Origin of the sequence: Mycobacterium deserti (genome assembly GCF_025345615.1) — a bacterium.
GTDB classification, from domain to species: Bacteria; Actinomycetota; Actinomycetes; order Mycobacteriales; family Mycobacteriaceae; genus Mycobacterium; species Mycobacterium deserti.
This window is the reverse complement of sequence record NZ_JAODWD010000003.1, coordinates 648,887-664,554: the sequence shown is the minus strand read 5'-3', so window position 1 is coordinate 664,554 and position 15,668 is coordinate 648,887. Positions and strand designations below refer to the sequence as shown.

Below are 15,668 nucleotides of genomic sequence, written 5' to 3'. Positions count from 1 at the left end.
CGCGATGGCGCACCGTCACGATCCGGGGGGCTGCGTGACGAAGTCGATGAGCTCCTCGACGCGGCCGATCAGCGCCGGCTCCAGGTCATTCCAGTCCCGGACCCGGCCCCTGATGCGCTGCCACGCCCTGGCCACGTCGGCCTGCTGAGAGTGCGGCCAGCCCATCGAGCGGCACACGCCCTTCTTCCAATCGACCCCCTTCGGGATGACCGGCCACGCCGGAACTCCCAGTCGCGTCGGTTTCACCGCCTGCCAGATGTCGATGAACGGGTGTCCCACGACGAGCGTGTGCTCGCCACCGGGTCCGCGACGCACCGCCTCGGCGATGCGCGCCTCCTTCGACCCGGCGACGAGGTGATCGACCAGTACCCCGAGCCGACGGCCCGGCCCCGGCTCGAACTCCGCGACGATCGCGGCGAGATCGTCGACACCGCCGAGGTATTCGACGACGACGCCCTCGATGCGAAGATCGTCGCCCCACACCTGCTCGACGAGTTCGGCGTCGTGTCTGCCCTCCACATAGATGCGGCTCTGCAGGGCGACCTTCGCGCGCGCACCGGGTACGGCCACCGAACCCGACGCGGTCCGTGTGGTCATCGGCGCGGGCCGCCGCGGCGCGGTGAGGATGACGGGTTTGCCGTCCATCAGGTAGCCCGGCCCGACGGGAAACGGCTTCCTGCGCCCGCGGCGGTCCTCGAGTTCCATTCGCCCGTACTCGATGCGCACCACGGCGCCCACATAGCCCGTCGCGGCGTCCTCGACGACCATGCCGAGTTCCACCGGACACTCCGTGGAACGCGGTTTGCGATGCGGATTGTTGGCGAGGACGTCGGTGCCATAGCGATCAGCCACCGGGTGATCGTAGGGTCACACGCGTGCTGCTCAACCGCGACACGGCCGAGGGAATCGCTAACGGCAGCATCACGTTGGTGTTGCGCCGATGGGACGCGCCGCGGGCCAAGGCGGGCGGCACGCAGCGCACCGTGGCAGGCACTATCCGCGTCGACGACGTCGCCGAGTACCCGGGCGGCTACCGCGTCACCGCCGCCCAGGCCCGCGCGGCGGGTTATCCGAGCGCAGCGGCCGCTCAGCGGGAGTTGGACCGCCGACCGGCCCGGCACACCTATGCGATCGCGGTGTCCTATCTGGCGCCTGACGAGCGGCCCGAACTGGCCGCCGAGGACGACTTGTCGGCCGACGACGTGCGGGCCATCACCGCTCGCCTCGATCGATGGGACGCGGCCACCGAGCCGTGGACGAGGCGGTATCTCGAACTCGTCGCGGCCAACGACGCGGTGCGTGCGCCGGACCTCGCTGCGCGGCTGGGGCTTGACGTCCCGCGGTTCAAGCGCCGCGTGCGTCAACTCAAATCGCTCGGGCTGACGATCAGCCTCGATGTCGGCTACCGCTTGTCGCCGCGCGGCCGTGCCTATCTCCGCATGACGGCCGCGGGGCGATGACGGTGGGGCTGGCCGTTATGAGGCGAGTTTGGCGGGGTCCGAGGTGATTTCGTCGACGATGGTGTGAATGAACCGCATCTTCTCGAGCACCGCCGGAGGCAGCACGAACGGGTACAGATCCTCTTTACCCATCGACCGGTTCACCATGTTCAACCCCCACGACAGCGGCAACCACATCTCGATGATGGTGTCGAAACCGCTGGGCCCCAGTGCTCGTCGCTCGAACGTGGCACCGGCAGGCGCGAAACCGAAGGCAGCGGCAGTGTCCAGTGCGTCGCGGATGTGCAGATAGTGGGCGAACGTCTCGGCCCAGTCCTCGGCGGGGTGCATGGTGGCGTACGACGAGACGAAGGTGTCCTCCCACCCTGAGGGAGGACCTTGGCTGTAGTGGCGGTCCAATGCGGCCTGGTAGTCCGCGTCCGGATCGCCGAACAGCTCGTTGAACCGCTGCAGGTAGTCCTGCGACGGCTCGACCAGTCGATAGAAGTAGTAATGCCCGATTTCGTGGCGGAAGTGGCCGAGCAGCGTGCGGTACGGTTCCTGCATCTCCACGCGCAGCTGCTCCCGGTGCACGTCGTCGCCCTCGGCGAGGTCGAGCGTGATCACCCCGTTGGCATGGCCGGTGAACACCTTCTCGGATTCACTGGACAGCAGGTCGAAAGCCAGGCCGTATTCGGTGTCCTCGTCGCGGCCGACGATCGGCAGCTTCAACTCGCGTAACGCGGCGATGAGGCGGCGCTTGGCCTTCTCGGCGGCGGCGAACGCGGTCAGCGCCTTGGTGTCGGAGTCGTTGGGCCGTGTTCGGGTGAGTGCACACGACGCGCACAGCCGTGCCGCGGCATCCTGATCGGGATCCTTCTCGACGAGCCAATTACATTCGGCCAGATGAAGGTTCGCGCACAACCGATACCGGCCGGCATCGACGGCACCGGCATGCTCGCTGTCCTTCCCCACCGCGATGACCATCAGTTCGTTGTCGTCGAGGGAGTAACCCAGCGAGCTGCCACACGACAGGCACAGCGAGTTCTCGAACGCGAGCCGCTGCCCACAGACCGGGCAGTGGAAGTCACGCATGCGGCGCACTCCCGTCGTCGGGAGCCACGTCGACCGCGACGTCGATCACGCTGCTGTCCGCGTCGGTGTAGATGATGCCGCGCAGTGGCGGCACGTCCGCATAGTCGCGGCCGAACCCCACGACGATGTAGCGCTCGTCGGTCATCTGGTTGTTGGTGGGATCGAGGCCCAGCCACACGTTCTGCGGGGTCCACACCGACGCCCATGCATGTGTCGCGTCGATGCCGATCATGCGTTCCTTTCCCGGCGGCGGGTCGGTGGCGAGGTAACCCGAGACGTAGCTGGCGGCCAGCCCGTTGGCGCGCAGGCACGCGATGGCGAGCCTCGCGAAGTCCTGACATACCCCTTCGCGTGCCGCCAAAACCTCACTGACCAGTGTAGACACCGTGGTGGAGCCGGACCGGTACGTGAAGTCGGAGTGGATGCGTGACGAAAGGTCACTCAGTACCTCGATCAGCGGGCGCCCGGGTTCGAAACTGGGTGCGGCGTAAGCACGTATCTTCTCGGTGATCTCGGGTTGGCGCAGATCGAGGGTGAACTCGGTGGCCAGTGCTCCGTCGAGGCCGACCGGCCTGGCGATCTCCCACGGCGCTCGGGCCGAGCCGCCGTCGTACACCTCTGTTGCGGGAGGGTCGACTTCGACGACCGACTTGCTGGTGACGCGCAGCGTCTGATGGTGTTGCGTGACATGAAAATACGAGCTGACGTTTCCGTACGCGTCGCGGCTGGTCGAGCTGTCGGCGGGTTCGGGATCGATCACCAGCTCGTGAGACAGACACCGTTGTGACGCCGACTCGCGCGGGGTGAGGAATCCGCGGCCGTAGGAACTGGTGACGTCGGAGGAGTACCGGTAGACGGTCCGGTGCGACACCCGATATCGGCGCGTCGTCATGCCAGGAGCCGCCGTTCGCCCGGTCCCCACAGCTGCTGCATGCCGCCGGGCAGCGACAGGTGGGTGGCGGTGATCACGCCGGCCAGCTCGCGAAGGTCGCGATGCACATCGTCGAGAAGGCCCGCGAATTCCTGCCGCCGACCGTCAGCGGAGACCTCTTCGAGGTCGGCGGGATCCACCCGGCGCAGACGGGTGGCGATCTCGTCGACCATGCGCTCAGGTCGCGACGAACCAGCCGATCCGGGCAGCGTCTTCAGCGCGTCGCGCAGCCGTTCGAGTTGATAGCCCAACGAGCGCGGGTTCTCGAGGTCGAACAACATCAGTTCCGCGACCGACGCCACGCTGACTCGCCCCAGCGTGCGGCGCCGGTAGATCACGGCCGACTCGCACACCACCAGCGCCGACTCCGTGATGGTCTGTTCTCCGCCTCCGCTGTGGGCGGTCGTCAGAGTCGCCTCGAACAGCGACGTGAGCGCGAGCCCGCGTTCGATGCGTTTGCCGATGTCCTGCGAATGGCCAGCTCGTCCCAGACCACGGCGTCGGCGGGGTCGCCTTCGGCGTCGTCCTCCGCCCGGTAGGCCCGCGTGGACAGCACCGTGTCGACGAAGTCGAGGGTGATGGCGCCGCGTTGCTTGACGCCGAGCGCCTTGAGGTCGCCGACGACATCGTTGGCCGACTCCCGCGCGATGTCGGCGGTGATCTCATCACCCGCGGGTATCTGTGCGGCATCGCGGTGCACGACCAGATGCGTCACGCCGGGGTTGTCCCGCAGCACGTCGATCACCGGTTCACGCAGATCGTTGGGCACAATCACGCGCAGATGCAGCATCGGCTGAGGGTAGCGTTTCACCGGTGGCCGATTGGGCTGATGTGGCGCGCATCGCGGGCGAACTTCCCGAGACGACGGAAGCCTCACCGCGGAACTGGCGGGTGCGCAAGAAGCTCGTCGTCTGGGAGCGCCCGCTGCGCAAAGCGGACTACGAGGCGCTCGGCGACGACGCGCCCGCCGGTGACATCCTGGGCGCCCGCGTCGCCGACGAGGGGGTGAAGTTCGCGCTGATCGCCGACGATCCCAGCATGTACTTCACCACCCCGCACTTCGACGGCTACCCGGCGATTCTCGTGCGGCTGACCGCCATCGGCATACCCGAACTGGAGGAACTGATCACCGAGGCGTGGCTGGCCCAGGCGCCGAAGACGGTGGCGAAAGCGTATTTGGCAGAGCGCTAGCGTCGTACGACGCGCATCGCGAGCTGGTCTGGTGGCACCAGATGCCCGTCTGCGCAACGGATCTCGACGCTGGCCTCGGCTCCGCAGTCTTTGTGCGCGAGCCGTAGCGGCGTGCGGTTGGGCAGGTGCCGCCGGCCCCACTCGAACATCGCCCACACCACCGGCATGAAATCGCGTCCGGCTTCGGTCAACACGTACTCGTCACGGCGCCGTTGCCCGGGTTCCCGATACGGCCTGCGCTGCAGCAGACCAGCATCGACCAGTTCGCCGAGGCGGGCGGCCGCTGCGGCTTTGGTGATGCCCACGCGTCGGCAGAAGTCGTCGAAGCGGGTGGTGCCGTAGTAGGCCTCGCGCATGATGAGCATCGCCGACTTCGTTCCGAGCAGGACCATCGTCTTCTCGATCGGGCACTCCCCGATCGCCGACCACGCATCGCGGTCGGCGAGCTTGCCCTGCAGCACTGTCATCGACGTCACTCTCCCTCTGGGTTGAACCCAGTATACCCAGGTGGTATAGCTGAGTATAGAAAGCAGTACTCAGCGTCGAGGCATCAGGAGGCAACCATGGCCGGATACGGAGACCGGGATGCGGTCATCGTCGAGGCGGTACGCACACCGATCGGCAAGGGCAAAGCCAACGGCGGATTGCACGACGTGCTGCCCGTGGACCTTCTGGCGCATTCCCTTCGTGAGGTCGTCACGCGCAGCGGGATCAACCCCGAGCAGGTCGACGACGTGATCGCGGGTGCGGTCACGCAGGTGGGCGACCAGGCGGTCAACATCGCGCGCAACGCGCTGCTGGGCGCGGGATTCCCCGAGAGCGTGCCGGGCACCACGGTCGACCGCCAGTGCGGCAGCAGCCAGCAGGCGATCCACTTCGCCGCCCAGGGGGTGATCTCCGGCGCCTATGACATCGTCGTGGCGGCCGGGGTCGAGTCGATGTCACGCGTGCCGATGGGCTCCAGCGTTCTGCCGGGCAGCGACCCGTTCGGCGCGATGGCGCAGCGCTATCCCGAAGGCCTTGTGCCGCAGGGCATCAGCGCCGAATTGATGGCGGCGAAATGGGGATTCTCCCGTCAGCAACTCGACGAGTTCTCGGCAGGCAGCCATGAGAAGGCCGCCCAGGCGACCAAGGAGGGCCTGTTCGACCGGGAGTTGGCGCCGATCGCGGGACTGTCGACCGACGAGATCATCCGTCCCGGCACGACGGTCCAGACCCTCGCCGGGCTGAAGCCGGCGTTCTACAACCCGGCCTACGAGGCCAGGTTCCCGCAGATTCAGTGGGAGATCACGCCGGGCAACTCATCGCCGCTGTCCGACGGCAGTGCCGCGGTCCTGATCACCAGCGGTGCGACGGCCCGGCGACTGGGCCTTCCGCCGCTGGCCCGGATTCACACGACGACCGTCGTCGGCTCGGACCCGCTCTACATGCTCACCGGCGTCATCCCCGCCACCGAGAAGGTGCTCAAACGGGCCGGACTGTCGCTCGCCGACATCGACCTGTTCGAAGTCAACGAGGCGTTCGCGCCGGTCGTGTTGGCGTGGGCCGAGGACACCGGAGCCGATCTGGCCAAGACGAACGTCAACGGCGGTGCGATCGCCATCGGGCACCCCTTGGGCGCCAGCGGCGCGCGGATCATGACGACCTTGGTCAACGCTCTGGAACAGCGCGGCGGCCGCTACGCGCTGCAGACCATGTGCGAGGGCGGCGGCATGGCCAACGCCATCATCATCGAGCGGCTCTGACCCCGGCGATTTCGGTGCGCTGACAGTCGCTCAGCGATCGTCCGCGCACCGAAATCACACTCTGGCGAGTTCGAACAGCGGGATGACGCGGCTGGTCTTGGCCTGGTAATCGGCGAAGACCGGCGCCGCTTCGACGACCTTCGGGTAGAGCGCGTCGCGCTCGGCCTGCGGCAGCTCGCGGGCGGTCACGTCGTACTCGGTGCTGCCGACTTCGATGTGCGCCCGCGGGTCGGCCCGCAGGTTGTGCACCCAGGCCGGATCACGGTCGGCGCCGGCGTACGACCCGACGATGATGATCCGGCCGTCGATCTCCAGGTAGGCCAGCGGCGAGAGTCGCGGCTGGCCGGACTTCGCGCCGGTGGTGGTCAGCAGTAGCAGCGTGCCGCCTTCGAACGGCCCGCCCACCTTGCCTCCGTTCGCGCGGAACTCCTTGACGATGTCGGCGTTGAACGCCTTGATGTCGGGGGTCTCGGTCATGGTGTGTCCAGCCGAGGAGTCGCCGCTTCTATTCCGAGTCCGCATAATCGAGGACCATGCGGGTCATCGTCACCGGTGGTAACAGCGGAGTGGGCAAGGCCACGGCCGGAGCGCTGGCCGCCGCCGGGCACGACGTGATGATCGCGTGCCGCTCCGTGCCGAAGGCCCAGCAGGCGGCCGCCGAGATGGCGGGCCGCGTCGAGGTGCGCGCGCTCGACCTTTCGGATCTGGGCAGCGTGCGGGCGTTCGCCGAGTCCGTCGACACCGTCGACGTGCTGGTCAACAACGCGGGGGTGATGGGCATGCCGCTGACCCGCACAGCCGACGGCTTCGAAGCGCACATGGGCACCAACCACCTCGGTCACTTCGCGCTGACGTGCCTGCTGGGCAGCAGGATCAAGGACCGGGTGGTCTCGGTGGCCAGCGCCATGTACCTGTTCGGCCGCATCGACTTCGCTGACCTCAATTACCGCACGCGCAAGTACACGTGGATCGGCGCCTACTCCCAGTCGAAGCTGGCGAACTTCCTGTTTGTCGCCGAATTGACCCGTCGCGGCATCCGGTCCTACGCATCGGATCCCGGCGCGACGGACACCGACATCACCCGGTCGATGACCATGGCCGAACACCAACGGATGCGGCGGCTGTTGCACACCCCGGCCCAGGGCGCGCGCGCCACTGTCGAGGCGGTGACGACGAATCTGCCCAGTGGCACGTATTTCGCGCCACGCTTCAACCAGTTCGGTCCCCCGAGGGTGACCAAGCTGCGGCGCAAGGCCACCGACCGTGTCGCGGCCCGTCGCCTGTGGGAGTTGTCCGCCGAGTTGACCGGCTGCGACTGGCGAGGCTAGTCGGCCTTCGGTCTGGCGTCGATGCCGGACTCCTTGCGTTGCTGCGCGGTGATCGGCGCGGGCGCGCCGGTCAGCGGGTCGACGCCTCCGCCGGACTTCGGAAAAGCGATCACTTCCCTGATCGAGTCGGTGCCGGCCAGCAGCGCGGTGATCCGGTCCCATCCGAATGCGATACCGCCGTGCGGGGGCGCACCGAAAGTGAAGGCCTCCAACAGGAATCCAAACTTCTCCTGCGCCTCGTCGTGACTGATACCCATCATCGCGAACACCCGCTCCTGGACGTCGCGCCGATGGATACGGATCGACCCGCCGCCGATCTCGTTGCCGTTGCACACGATGTCGTAGGCGTTGGCCAGCGCGGTGCCCGGATCGGTGTCGAATGTCCCCTCCGACTCGGGTTTCGGCGCGGTGAACGCGTGGTGCACCGCGGTCCACGCCCCAGACCCGACGGCGACGTCGCCGTGCGCGGCGGCCTCGTCGGCGGACTCGAACAACGGCCAGTCGACGATCCAGGTGAACGCCCACGCGTCGGGATCGATCAGGTTGAGCCGCTTGGCGATCTCGATGCGGGTGGCCCCCAGCAGCGCCCTGGCCGTCTTGGCCGGACCGGCGGAGAAGAAGATGCAGTCCCCCGGGTGGGCGCCGACGTGTGCGGCGAGACCGTCGCGCTCGGCGTCGGTGAGGTTTTTGGCCACCGGACCGCCCAACGTGCCGTCTTCGGCGACGAGCACATAGGCCAGGCCCTTGTGTCCGCGCTGCTTGGCGAACTCCTGCCAGCCGTCGAGGGTGCGTCGAGGCTGCGACGCACCGCCGGCCATGACGACCGCACCGACATAGGGCGCCTGGAACACCCGAAATGTGGTGTCGGAGAAGTACTCCGTGCACTCCACGAGTTCGACGCCGAACCGCAGGTCGGGCTTGTCGGAGCCGAAACGGCGCATCGCCTCGACATAGGTCATCCGCGGGATCGGGGTCGGCAGGTCGTACCCGACGAGCGCCCACAACGCCTTGAGGATCTCCTCGGACACCGTCATGACGTCGTCGGCGTCGACGAAGCTCATCTCCATGTCGAGCTGCGTGAACTCGGGCTGTCGGTCGGCGCGGAAGTCCTCGTCCCGATAGCAGCGCGCGATCTGGTAGTAGCGCTCCATGCCTGCGACCATCAACAGCTGTTTGAACAGCTGCGGGCTCTGCGGCAGGGCGTAGAAGCTGCCCGGCTGCAGGCGCGCAGGCACGAGGAAGTCACGGGCGCCCTCCGGCGTCGAACGCGTCATCGTCGGCGTCTCGATCTCAACGAACTCGTGGCGGGCCAGCACCTCGCGGGCTGCGGCATTAACATTGGAGCGCAAGCGAATTGCCGCTCCCGGACCTTCCCTGCGCAGATCGAGATAGCGGTACCTCAGTCGCGCTTCCTCGCCTGCCTGCTCGTCGAGTTGGAAGGGCAGCGGCGCGCTCTCCCCCAGTACGGTCAGCGAGGTCGCGTTGACTTCGATCTCGCCCGTGGGGATTTCGGGATTGGCGTTGCCTTCCGGCCGGACCTCGACGACACCGTCGACGGCGATGCAGAACTCCGCGCGCAGCCGGTGCGCCGACTGCAGCACGTCCGCCTCGCGGAACACCACCTGCGACACACCCGACGCATCGCGCAGGTCGATGAAGATGACCCCACCATGGTCCCGGCGTCGTGCCACCCACCCGGCGAGCGTCACCCTCTGACCGGCGTCGGCGGGCCGCAATGAACCGGCGGCATGACTGCGCAGCACGAAATCTCCTGTGAATGGCCTGACGAAAGGACTGCCACAGTCTAGAGGGGCCGGTCGCGACGGTAGCTTGGCGTTGTGAGCAGCCGCATTGCCCTCGTCGGCCCCGGTGCGATCGGCTCGACAGTCGGGGCTCTGCTTCACGCCGCGGGCCATCCGATCACTTTGTGCGGACGGACGCCGCGAGAGTCCATCGAGGTCAGGCCCGACGACGGAGAGTCGATCGTCGTGCGGGGTCCCGTGCTGACCGACCCGGCGGACATCACGTCGCCTGTCGACGTGGTGCTGCTCGCGGTCAAGGACACTCAGAACGAGCATGCCGGCGGCTGGCTGGCACCGCTGTGCGACAAGGGCACCGTGGTGTGTGCACTGCAGAACGGCGTCGAGCAGGTCGAACGGGTAGGGCGCTACTGCCCGACCGCGACGGTGGTGCCCGCCGCGGTGTGGATCTCGGCGGAGACGACGCCGCAGGGCTGGGTGCGCCTGCGTACACAGGCCCGACTGGTGTTGCCCGTCACCGAGGCCGCCGAATCTCTGGCCGAGTTGTTCCGCAACACCGGCGTGCGGGTCGACCTTGACCCGGATTTCATCTCCGCGGCGTGGCACAAGCTACTGGTCAACGCGGTGGTCGGGCTGATGGTACTGACGGGACGCCGGTCGGGCATGTTCCGCCGCGACGACGTGGCCGCGCTGAGCCGTCGTTACCTCGAAGAGTGCCTTGCGGTGGCGCGTGCCGACGGCGCCACGCTCGACGACAGCGTGATCGGGCAGATCATCGACATGCTCGCCGCGTCGCCCGAGGACATCACCACCTCGATGCTGACCGATCGGGAGGCGCATCGCCCGCTCGAATGGGATATCCGCAACGGGGTGATCGCCCGCAAGGCCGCCCAGTACGCACTGGCCACCCCGATCAGCGATGTACTCGTGCCGTTATTGGCCGCGGCGAGCGACGGCCCTGGCTAGGCTCGAGCCGTGCCCCGGCTCTTCCCGTGTGAGCGCGTCGGCCTCGAGATCTTCGGCGACGACGCCCCTTTTCGGTCGCGCAACAGCATCGACCTGACTGTCAGCCCTCAGCAACTGTGGGAGGTGCTCACCGACGCCGACACGTTGCCGCAATGGCATTCCCTCATCACGAAGGCGACATGGCGCAGCCCGGGACCGCAACGCGTCGGCGGAATCCGCGCCATCGAGGTGCTGAATCACTTTGCGGCCACCGAAGAGATCATCGTGTGGAACCCGTACCGGCACCTGGCTCTTCGCATGAACGAAAGCTCCCGGCAGAACACCGGAGCGTCCGCGGAGGAATTTCGCATCGAGACGACCGAGCGCGGCTGCAGGCTGACGTGGTCCACCGCGCGGCGGCCGCGCAAGCCGCCCTCGTGGCTCATGCGGCTGTATGCGCGACCGGTCATCAAGAGGGCGACCCGCCGACAGTTGGTGAAGCTGCGGAAGTACATCGAAGGGCGATTCGCCCCGGCGATCAATTACAGCGGCTAGACACAATCCTCTACTGTGTATGGCCATGCACACCTGTGAGCGCGTCGGCATCGACTTCATCGACAGCGCCCCGTTCCGCTTCGTCAGCACCGTCGATCTGACTATTACTCCCGAGCAATTGTTCGAGGTGCTCGCCGACGCCGAGTCGTGGCCGCACTGGGCGACCGTCATCACCAAGGTCACGTGGACCAGCCCCGAGCCGCGCGGAATCGGCACTACCCGTACCGTTCACATGCGCGGCGGCATCGTGGGCGACGAGGAATTTCTCGCGTGGGAACCGTTCACGCACATGGCTTTTCGGTTCAACGAAGCCTCTTCGGGAAGCATCGCGGCGTTCGCCGAGGACTATCGCGTGGTCGAAACAGCCCAGGGTTGCCACCTCACGTGGGTAATGGCGATGAAGCCGAATGGTGTTGCAGCACAGCTGGGTATGTCGCTGGGCCGGCCGGTGATGGGCTGGATGTTCCAGAAGTTCCTGTACAACCTGCGCGACTACGCCCGCGAGCGCTTCCCCGCCGCCTAGTACAGATTCGCCCACGCTTTGCGGCGCTCGCCGTCGGGATCTGAGACCACCATGTCGCGTGCCGACAGGATGACGCGCGTCAGCCGGTCCTTCGCGTCGTACATCGGCCAGTGCTGGCCGCTGGACCACCGGATCGGCGCTGGTCTCTGGCCTTCGCGCAAGCGATCATCCGCGTTCTCCCAGCCCTGGCTCGCGAAATCGAGCCATGCGCGCTGCATGCGCCGACCCACGGGCGGCTGCAACCGACGCCCGAGCGGATGCAGTTTGCGGCCGATGTACGACCCGTAGCTGTGCTGGACGTGCACGATCTCGCTGCCGTGCGTCGCACCCAACCCGAGCATGCGCAGACTCCACCCGACATGGTCGAAGCGGTACATGTGGGTGGGAGCATGTGCGCTGTAGGCGTCGGCGAACGCCCACGCCGGACCGCCGAACATCACGTCGGACCCGAATGCGATCAGAGCCCGTCGACGCGGGTAATCGGGGTAGGCCGCGAGCACCCGGTCCCTCGCATCGGGGGCGACGCGAGCGAAGTACGCGTCGATGGATGCCGGCGTCGTGGGCAGCATCGGCGGCTTCGTCCATGCGAACATCGACGCCTCATGGCTGTTGGTGCCGATGATCAACGGCACGCGCGACAACGCGCCCGCACGCGCGGCGTCGACCGGATGCTGCGGAATCAGGTCGACGCCATGGGTCAATCCGTAGGCCAGCGTGGGCGAGGTCGCCGCACTCTTACCCTGGATCCGGCCCGCCGCCCGGCGCAACTGCCGTTGCGGCAGGGCCTTGACCTCGGCGGGCCGCACCCCCAGCCGTCGCAGAAAGTCGTGCGCCTGCCTGGCCCGTACCTCACGATCGGCGATCAGAGGCAGCGCCGGACTCTGCGCGATGGCTCGGCTGAACAAACCGCAGGCGGCCGGGCTCGCCAACAGCGCCAGCACCGACGTGGCACCGGCCGACTCTCCGAAGACGGTCACCCGTTCCGGGTCGCCGCCGAATGCGGCGATGTTCTCTTGAATCCACCGCAAGGCCGCCATCTGGTCGCGCAGCGCGAGGTTGTCGTCGAAACCGTCGCCGAGGTCGCTGAGTTCGAACCCGCCGAACACCCCTATCCGGTAGGTGACGTTCACGACCACGACGTTGCCGTTGACCGCCAATCGCGACCCGTTGTACAGCTGGAATTGACCGGCGCCGTAGACGAACGCCCCGCCCGGAATCCACACCATCACCGGCAGCGACGCGCTGGTGTCCGGCGACCACACCGTCAGGGTCAGACAGGCCTCGTCGCGAACCTTCGGATCGTCGCGCCCGCCGCCGACGAACGACTTGCTCTGCGGCGGCAGCGGACCGTGCTCGAGCGCGTCGCGCACCCCGGACCACGGCTGCGCGGGAGCGGGCGCGAGGAAGCGGCGCTCACCGACCGGCTGCTCGGCGTACGGTACGCCGCGCCAGACCCCGACCCCGCCGTCACGTGTGCCGCGCAGCGTGCCCAACCCCGTGTGCGCGAGAGTCGAATGTCCGACGACGACTGCCACGACCAAATCGTAGTGTGCGAAGCTGGACCCACCTGGCTGCCGGACCGGCGATCGCCGGGGAGTCGCCGGGAATTGAGGAGGGCCGCGATGACCTTCAGCGAAGGCATGCAGATCGACACCAGCACCACCTCCAGCAGCGGCGGTGGGCGCGGCCCCGGCCGGGGAATCGCGGTCGGCGGCGGTATCGGCGGACTGCTGATCTTCGTCGTGGCGATGTTTCTGGGCGTCGATCCCAGTTCGGTGGTGCCGCAGCAGCAGATCGGCACCGAGGGTGTCGAAACTCCGGGCTTCGATCTGAGTCAGTGCAGGACGGGCGCGGACGCCAACGCGATCGTGCAGTGCCGGGTGGTCGCGACGGGCAACTCGGTGGATGCGATCTTCGGGCAGTTGGTCCAGGGTTATCAGCGGCCGAGGATGGAGATCTTCACCAACTCAGTCGACACCGCCTGCGGAGCGGCGACCAGCGACGTGGGGCCGTTCTACTGCCCGGGTGATCAGACCGCCTACTTCGACACCGGCTTCTTCGACATCCTGCGCGACCGATTCGGTTCCAGCGGTGGCCCGTTGGCGCAGGAGTACGTGGTCGCACATGAATACGGCCACCACCTCCAGGACTTGCAAGGCTCACTCGCTCGCGCCCAGCAGGACCCGGAGGGCGCGACGGGCGGCGGTGTGCGCACCGAGTTGCAGGCCGACTGCTATGCAGGTGTCTGGGCGCACTACGCCTCCATCACCAAGCAGGAGAGCACCGGCGTCACATTCCTGGAGCCATTGAGCGACAAGGACATCGCCGACGCATTATCTGCCGCGGCATCGGTCGGCGACGACCGGATCCAAGAGGCGGCCACCGGCCGGGTGAACCCGGAGGCATGGACACACGGCTCAGCCGCGCAGCGACAGAAGTGGTTCACCGAGGGATACCGGACCGGTGAGCTGAACGCGTGCGACACGTTCGCGACGAACAACCTTGGGTAGGCCAGCGACGGCCGTCGACGCCGTAGCCGAGCGCTATCTTGAAGCGTTTGCCGCGTTGGACCCCTGTGCCGCAACCGAAGTCGGTATCACCGGCCACGATGACGACATCACCGACTATTCACCGGAGGGAGTGGCCGGCCGCGTGGACGCCGCGAAGTCGGCCCTGCGCGAGCTTGAAGGAGTCAATCCGGTCGACGCCGTCGATCACGTCACCATCGCGGCCATGCGAGAACGGCTCGGCACCCAGATCGAGTTGCACGACGCCGGACTCGACGTCGGCGAACTGAACGTGATCGCCTCGCCCCTACAGACGATGCGCAACGTGTTCGACCTCATGGCCACCGATACCGACGATGACTGGGCGCTGATCAGTCGACGGTTGTCCCGGCTGCCCGACAGGGTGGCCGGGTACGCCGAGGCTTTGCGGACCGCGGTGTCGTCGGGACATGCCCCCGCGGTCCGGCAGGTCAGCCGCGGTATCGAGCAGGCCGGCCAGATCCAGCTGTTGATCACCAACATGGTTGCGACCGCGGTGCCCGACAACGAGACCCTGCACGACGAACTGCAACAACACGCCGCGGCCGCCGCGCAGGCCTACAGCGAACTGGCCCGCATGTTGGGCGACGACATCGCCCCGTACGCCCGGCTGGACGATGCATACGGCCGCGAGGCTTACGGGTTGCTGTCGCGATCGTTCCTCGGCGCGTCGGTTGACCTCGACGAGACCTACGAATGGGGCCTGTGGCTGCTGGAAAGCGTTGTTGCCGAACAGAGTTCCATCGCACAGCGGCTGTACCCCGGGGCGTCGGTCGCCGAGGCCCTGCGGCGGCTCGACGCCGAGGACCGCTATCTGGTGCATGGCGTCGATGCACTGCAGGCGTGGATGCAGGACCTCTCGGACCGGGCAGTGCAGTCACTGGCCGACACCCACTTCGACATCGACGAGCCGCTGCGCCGGCTGGAATGCCGCATCGCGCCGACACACACCGGCGGTATCTACTACACGGGCCCGTCGGAGGACCTCACCCGCCCAGGACGCATGTGGTGGTCGATTCCGCACGGCACGGACACCTTCCACACCTGGCAGGAAACGACGACGGTCTTCCACGAGGGCGTACCCGGCCACCACCTGCAGATCGGCAGAGCCGTCGTGATGGCCGACCGGCTCAACCGCTGGCGCAGACTCGGCTGCTGGGTGTCCGGCCACGGGGAGGGCTGGGCGCTCTACGCCGAACGGCTGATGGCGGAGCTCGGCTGGCTCGACGACGACGGCGATCGGATGGGAATGCTGGACGCCCAACGATTCCGGGCCGCCCGCGTCGTCATCGACATCGGTGTGCACTGCAGGATGCGAACGCCCGACGGGAAGATCTGGGACGCCGACACGGCGTGGGAGTTCTTGCTGTCACACAGTGCAATGACCGAGGAGCATCTGGGGTTCGAGCTGGACCGGTATCTCGGTTGGCCGGGCCAGGCGCCGTCCTACGCCATCGGACAGCGGATCTGGCAGCAGCTTCGCGACGACTTCGTCGGCCGCGGCTTGCCGATGAAGGAATTCCACAGCCGCGCACTTGATCTGGGCGGACTACCGCTGGACGTGCTCCGCTCGGCTCTATCGCAGGATTTCGCCGCAAGCTGATTCGCTT

The 15,668-nt window shown here is 67.4% G+C and carries 16 protein-coding genes and 2 pseudogenes; 9 read left to right on the top strand and 9 right to left on the bottom strand.

The features are described 5' to 3' along the window. Positions 1–15: 15 nt before the first annotated feature. Positions 16–852, bottom strand: coding sequence for a DUF3097 domain-containing protein (locus tag N4S67_RS14690; RefSeq protein ID WP_260993701.1), 837 nt, complete (start codon positions 850–852; stop codon positions 16–18). 23 nt (positions 853–875) lie between these two features. Here N4S67_RS14690 and N4S67_RS14685 point away from each other — a divergent pair, with 23 nt between their 5' ends. Further along, positions 876–1,460: a hypothetical protein gene (locus tag N4S67_RS14685; protein ID WP_260993700.1), complete on the top strand. Its 585-nt coding sequence runs from the start codon at positions 876–878 to the stop codon at positions 1,458–1,460. Positions 1,461–1,475: 15 nt separating this feature from the next. Here N4S67_RS14685 and N4S67_RS14680 read toward each other — a convergent pair whose 3' ends face one another. The 4 genes and pseudogenes from N4S67_RS14680 to N4S67_RS14665 all read right to left on the bottom strand — a co-directional run. Beyond that, positions 1,476–2,534 carry a zinc-binding metallopeptidase family protein gene (locus N4S67_RS14680; protein WP_260993699.1) on the bottom strand — a complete coding sequence of 353 codons (1,059 nt, stop codon included), beginning with the start codon at positions 2,532–2,534 and terminating at the stop codon, positions 1,476–1,478. After that, a complete protein-coding gene (locus N4S67_RS14675) occupies positions 2,527–3,426 on the bottom strand; it encodes a transglutaminase family protein (protein ID WP_260993698.1) in 900 nt (299 codons plus the stop codon). Before N4S67_RS14675 ends, N4S67_RS14680 begins: the two co-directional genes overlap by 8 nt. Next, positions 3,423–3,932, bottom strand: a pseudogene (locus N4S67_RS14670) (alpha-E domain-containing protein); the annotation flags it as partial. The pseudogene N4S67_RS14670 and the gene N4S67_RS14675, both read right to left, overlap by 4 nt. Next, a pseudogene (locus N4S67_RS14665) lies at positions 3,914–4,255 on the bottom strand (DUF389 domain-containing protein); the annotation flags it as partial. The pseudogenes N4S67_RS14670 and N4S67_RS14665, both read right to left, overlap by 19 nt. A gap of 23 nt (positions 4,256–4,278) precedes the next feature. Here N4S67_RS14665 and N4S67_RS14660 point away from each other — a divergent pair. Then, positions 4,279–4,656 (top strand): MmcQ/YjbR family DNA-binding protein, encoded by a 378-nt coding sequence (locus N4S67_RS14660; RefSeq protein ID WP_260993697.1) that lies wholly within the window; start codon positions 4,279–4,281, stop codon positions 4,654–4,656. Here N4S67_RS14660 and N4S67_RS14655 read toward each other — a convergent pair. Next, on the bottom strand, positions 4,653–5,123 hold the full coding sequence (locus N4S67_RS14655; protein ID WP_260993696.1) for a winged helix-turn-helix transcriptional regulator: 471 nt from the start codon (positions 5,121–5,123) through the stop codon (positions 4,653–4,655). The two genes, N4S67_RS14660 and N4S67_RS14655, sit on opposite strands and share 4 nt — an antisense overlap. A 96-nt stretch (positions 5,124–5,219) precedes the next feature. On the opposite strand from N4S67_RS14655, the gene N4S67_RS14650 reads away from it, so the two are divergent. Next, positions 5,220–6,401 carry a thiolase family protein gene (locus N4S67_RS14650; RefSeq protein WP_260993695.1) on the top strand — a complete coding sequence of 394 codons (1,182 nt, stop codon included), beginning with the start codon at positions 5,220–5,222 and terminating at the stop codon, positions 6,399–6,401. A 54-nt stretch (positions 6,402–6,455) separates the two neighbouring features. On the opposite strand, the gene N4S67_RS14645 is transcribed toward N4S67_RS14650, so the two are convergent. Then, complete coding sequence (locus N4S67_RS14645) at positions 6,456–6,878, bottom strand: nitroreductase family deazaflavin-dependent oxidoreductase (RefSeq protein WP_260993694.1); 423 nt, start codon at positions 6,876–6,878, stop codon at positions 6,456–6,458. A 56-nt stretch (positions 6,879–6,934) separates the two neighbouring features. Here N4S67_RS14645 and N4S67_RS14640 point away from each other — a divergent pair, with 56 nt between their 5' ends. Beyond that, the gene (locus N4S67_RS14640; protein WP_260993693.1) at positions 6,935–7,729 is read left to right on the top strand and encodes an SDR family NAD(P)-dependent oxidoreductase; all 795 of its coding nucleotides are present in this window, start codon (positions 6,935–6,937) and stop codon (positions 7,727–7,729) included. Here the strand turns inward: N4S67_RS14640 and aspS are convergent. Then, positions 7,726–9,492: an aspartate--tRNA ligase gene (aspS, locus tag N4S67_RS14635; RefSeq protein ID WP_260993692.1), complete on the bottom strand. Its 1,767-nt coding sequence runs from the start codon at positions 9,490–9,492 to the stop codon at positions 7,726–7,728. The two genes, N4S67_RS14640 and aspS, sit on opposite strands and share 4 nt — an antisense overlap. Positions 9,493–9,567: 75 nt before the next feature. On the opposite strand from aspS, the gene N4S67_RS14630 reads away from it, so the two are divergent. From N4S67_RS14630 to N4S67_RS14620, 3 genes are read left to right on the top strand one after another with little or no spacing between them, the layout of a single operon-like run. After that, on the top strand, positions 9,568–10,455 hold the full coding sequence (locus tag N4S67_RS14630) for an oxidoreductase (protein ID WP_260993691.1): 888 nt from the start codon (positions 9,568–9,570) through the stop codon (positions 10,453–10,455). Positions 10,456–10,464: 9 nt separating this feature from the next. After that, positions 10,465–10,989, top strand: a complete 525-nt coding sequence (locus N4S67_RS14625) for an SRPBCC family protein (RefSeq protein ID WP_260993690.1) — start codon at positions 10,465–10,467, stop codon at positions 10,987–10,989. 25 nt (positions 10,990–11,014) lie between these two features. Next, the gene (locus N4S67_RS14620; protein WP_390893396.1) at positions 11,015–11,512 is read left to right on the top strand and encodes an SRPBCC family protein; all 498 of its coding nucleotides are present in this window, start codon (positions 11,015–11,017) and stop codon (positions 11,510–11,512) included. Here the strand turns inward: N4S67_RS14620 and N4S67_RS14615 are convergent. Further along, entirely contained in the window at positions 11,509–13,047 is a 1,539-nt protein-coding gene (locus tag N4S67_RS14615) for a carboxylesterase/lipase family protein (protein WP_260993688.1), read from the bottom strand. The genes N4S67_RS14620 and N4S67_RS14615 overlap by 4 nt on opposite strands. Before the next feature lie 87 nt (positions 13,048–13,134). Between N4S67_RS14615 and ypfJ the strand changes: the two genes are divergently transcribed. Both ypfJ and N4S67_RS14605 read left to right on the top strand, forming a co-directional pair. Next, entirely contained in the window at positions 13,135–14,022 is an 888-nt protein-coding gene (gene ypfJ, locus N4S67_RS14610; protein WP_260993687.1) for a KPN_02809 family neutral zinc metallopeptidase, read from the top strand. Beyond that, positions 14,015–15,661, top strand: coding sequence for a DUF885 domain-containing protein (locus N4S67_RS14605; RefSeq protein ID WP_260993686.1), 1,647 nt, complete (start codon positions 14,015–14,017; stop codon positions 15,659–15,661). Before ypfJ ends, N4S67_RS14605 begins: the two co-directional genes overlap by 8 nt. Positions 15,662–15,668: the final 7 nt, after the last annotated feature.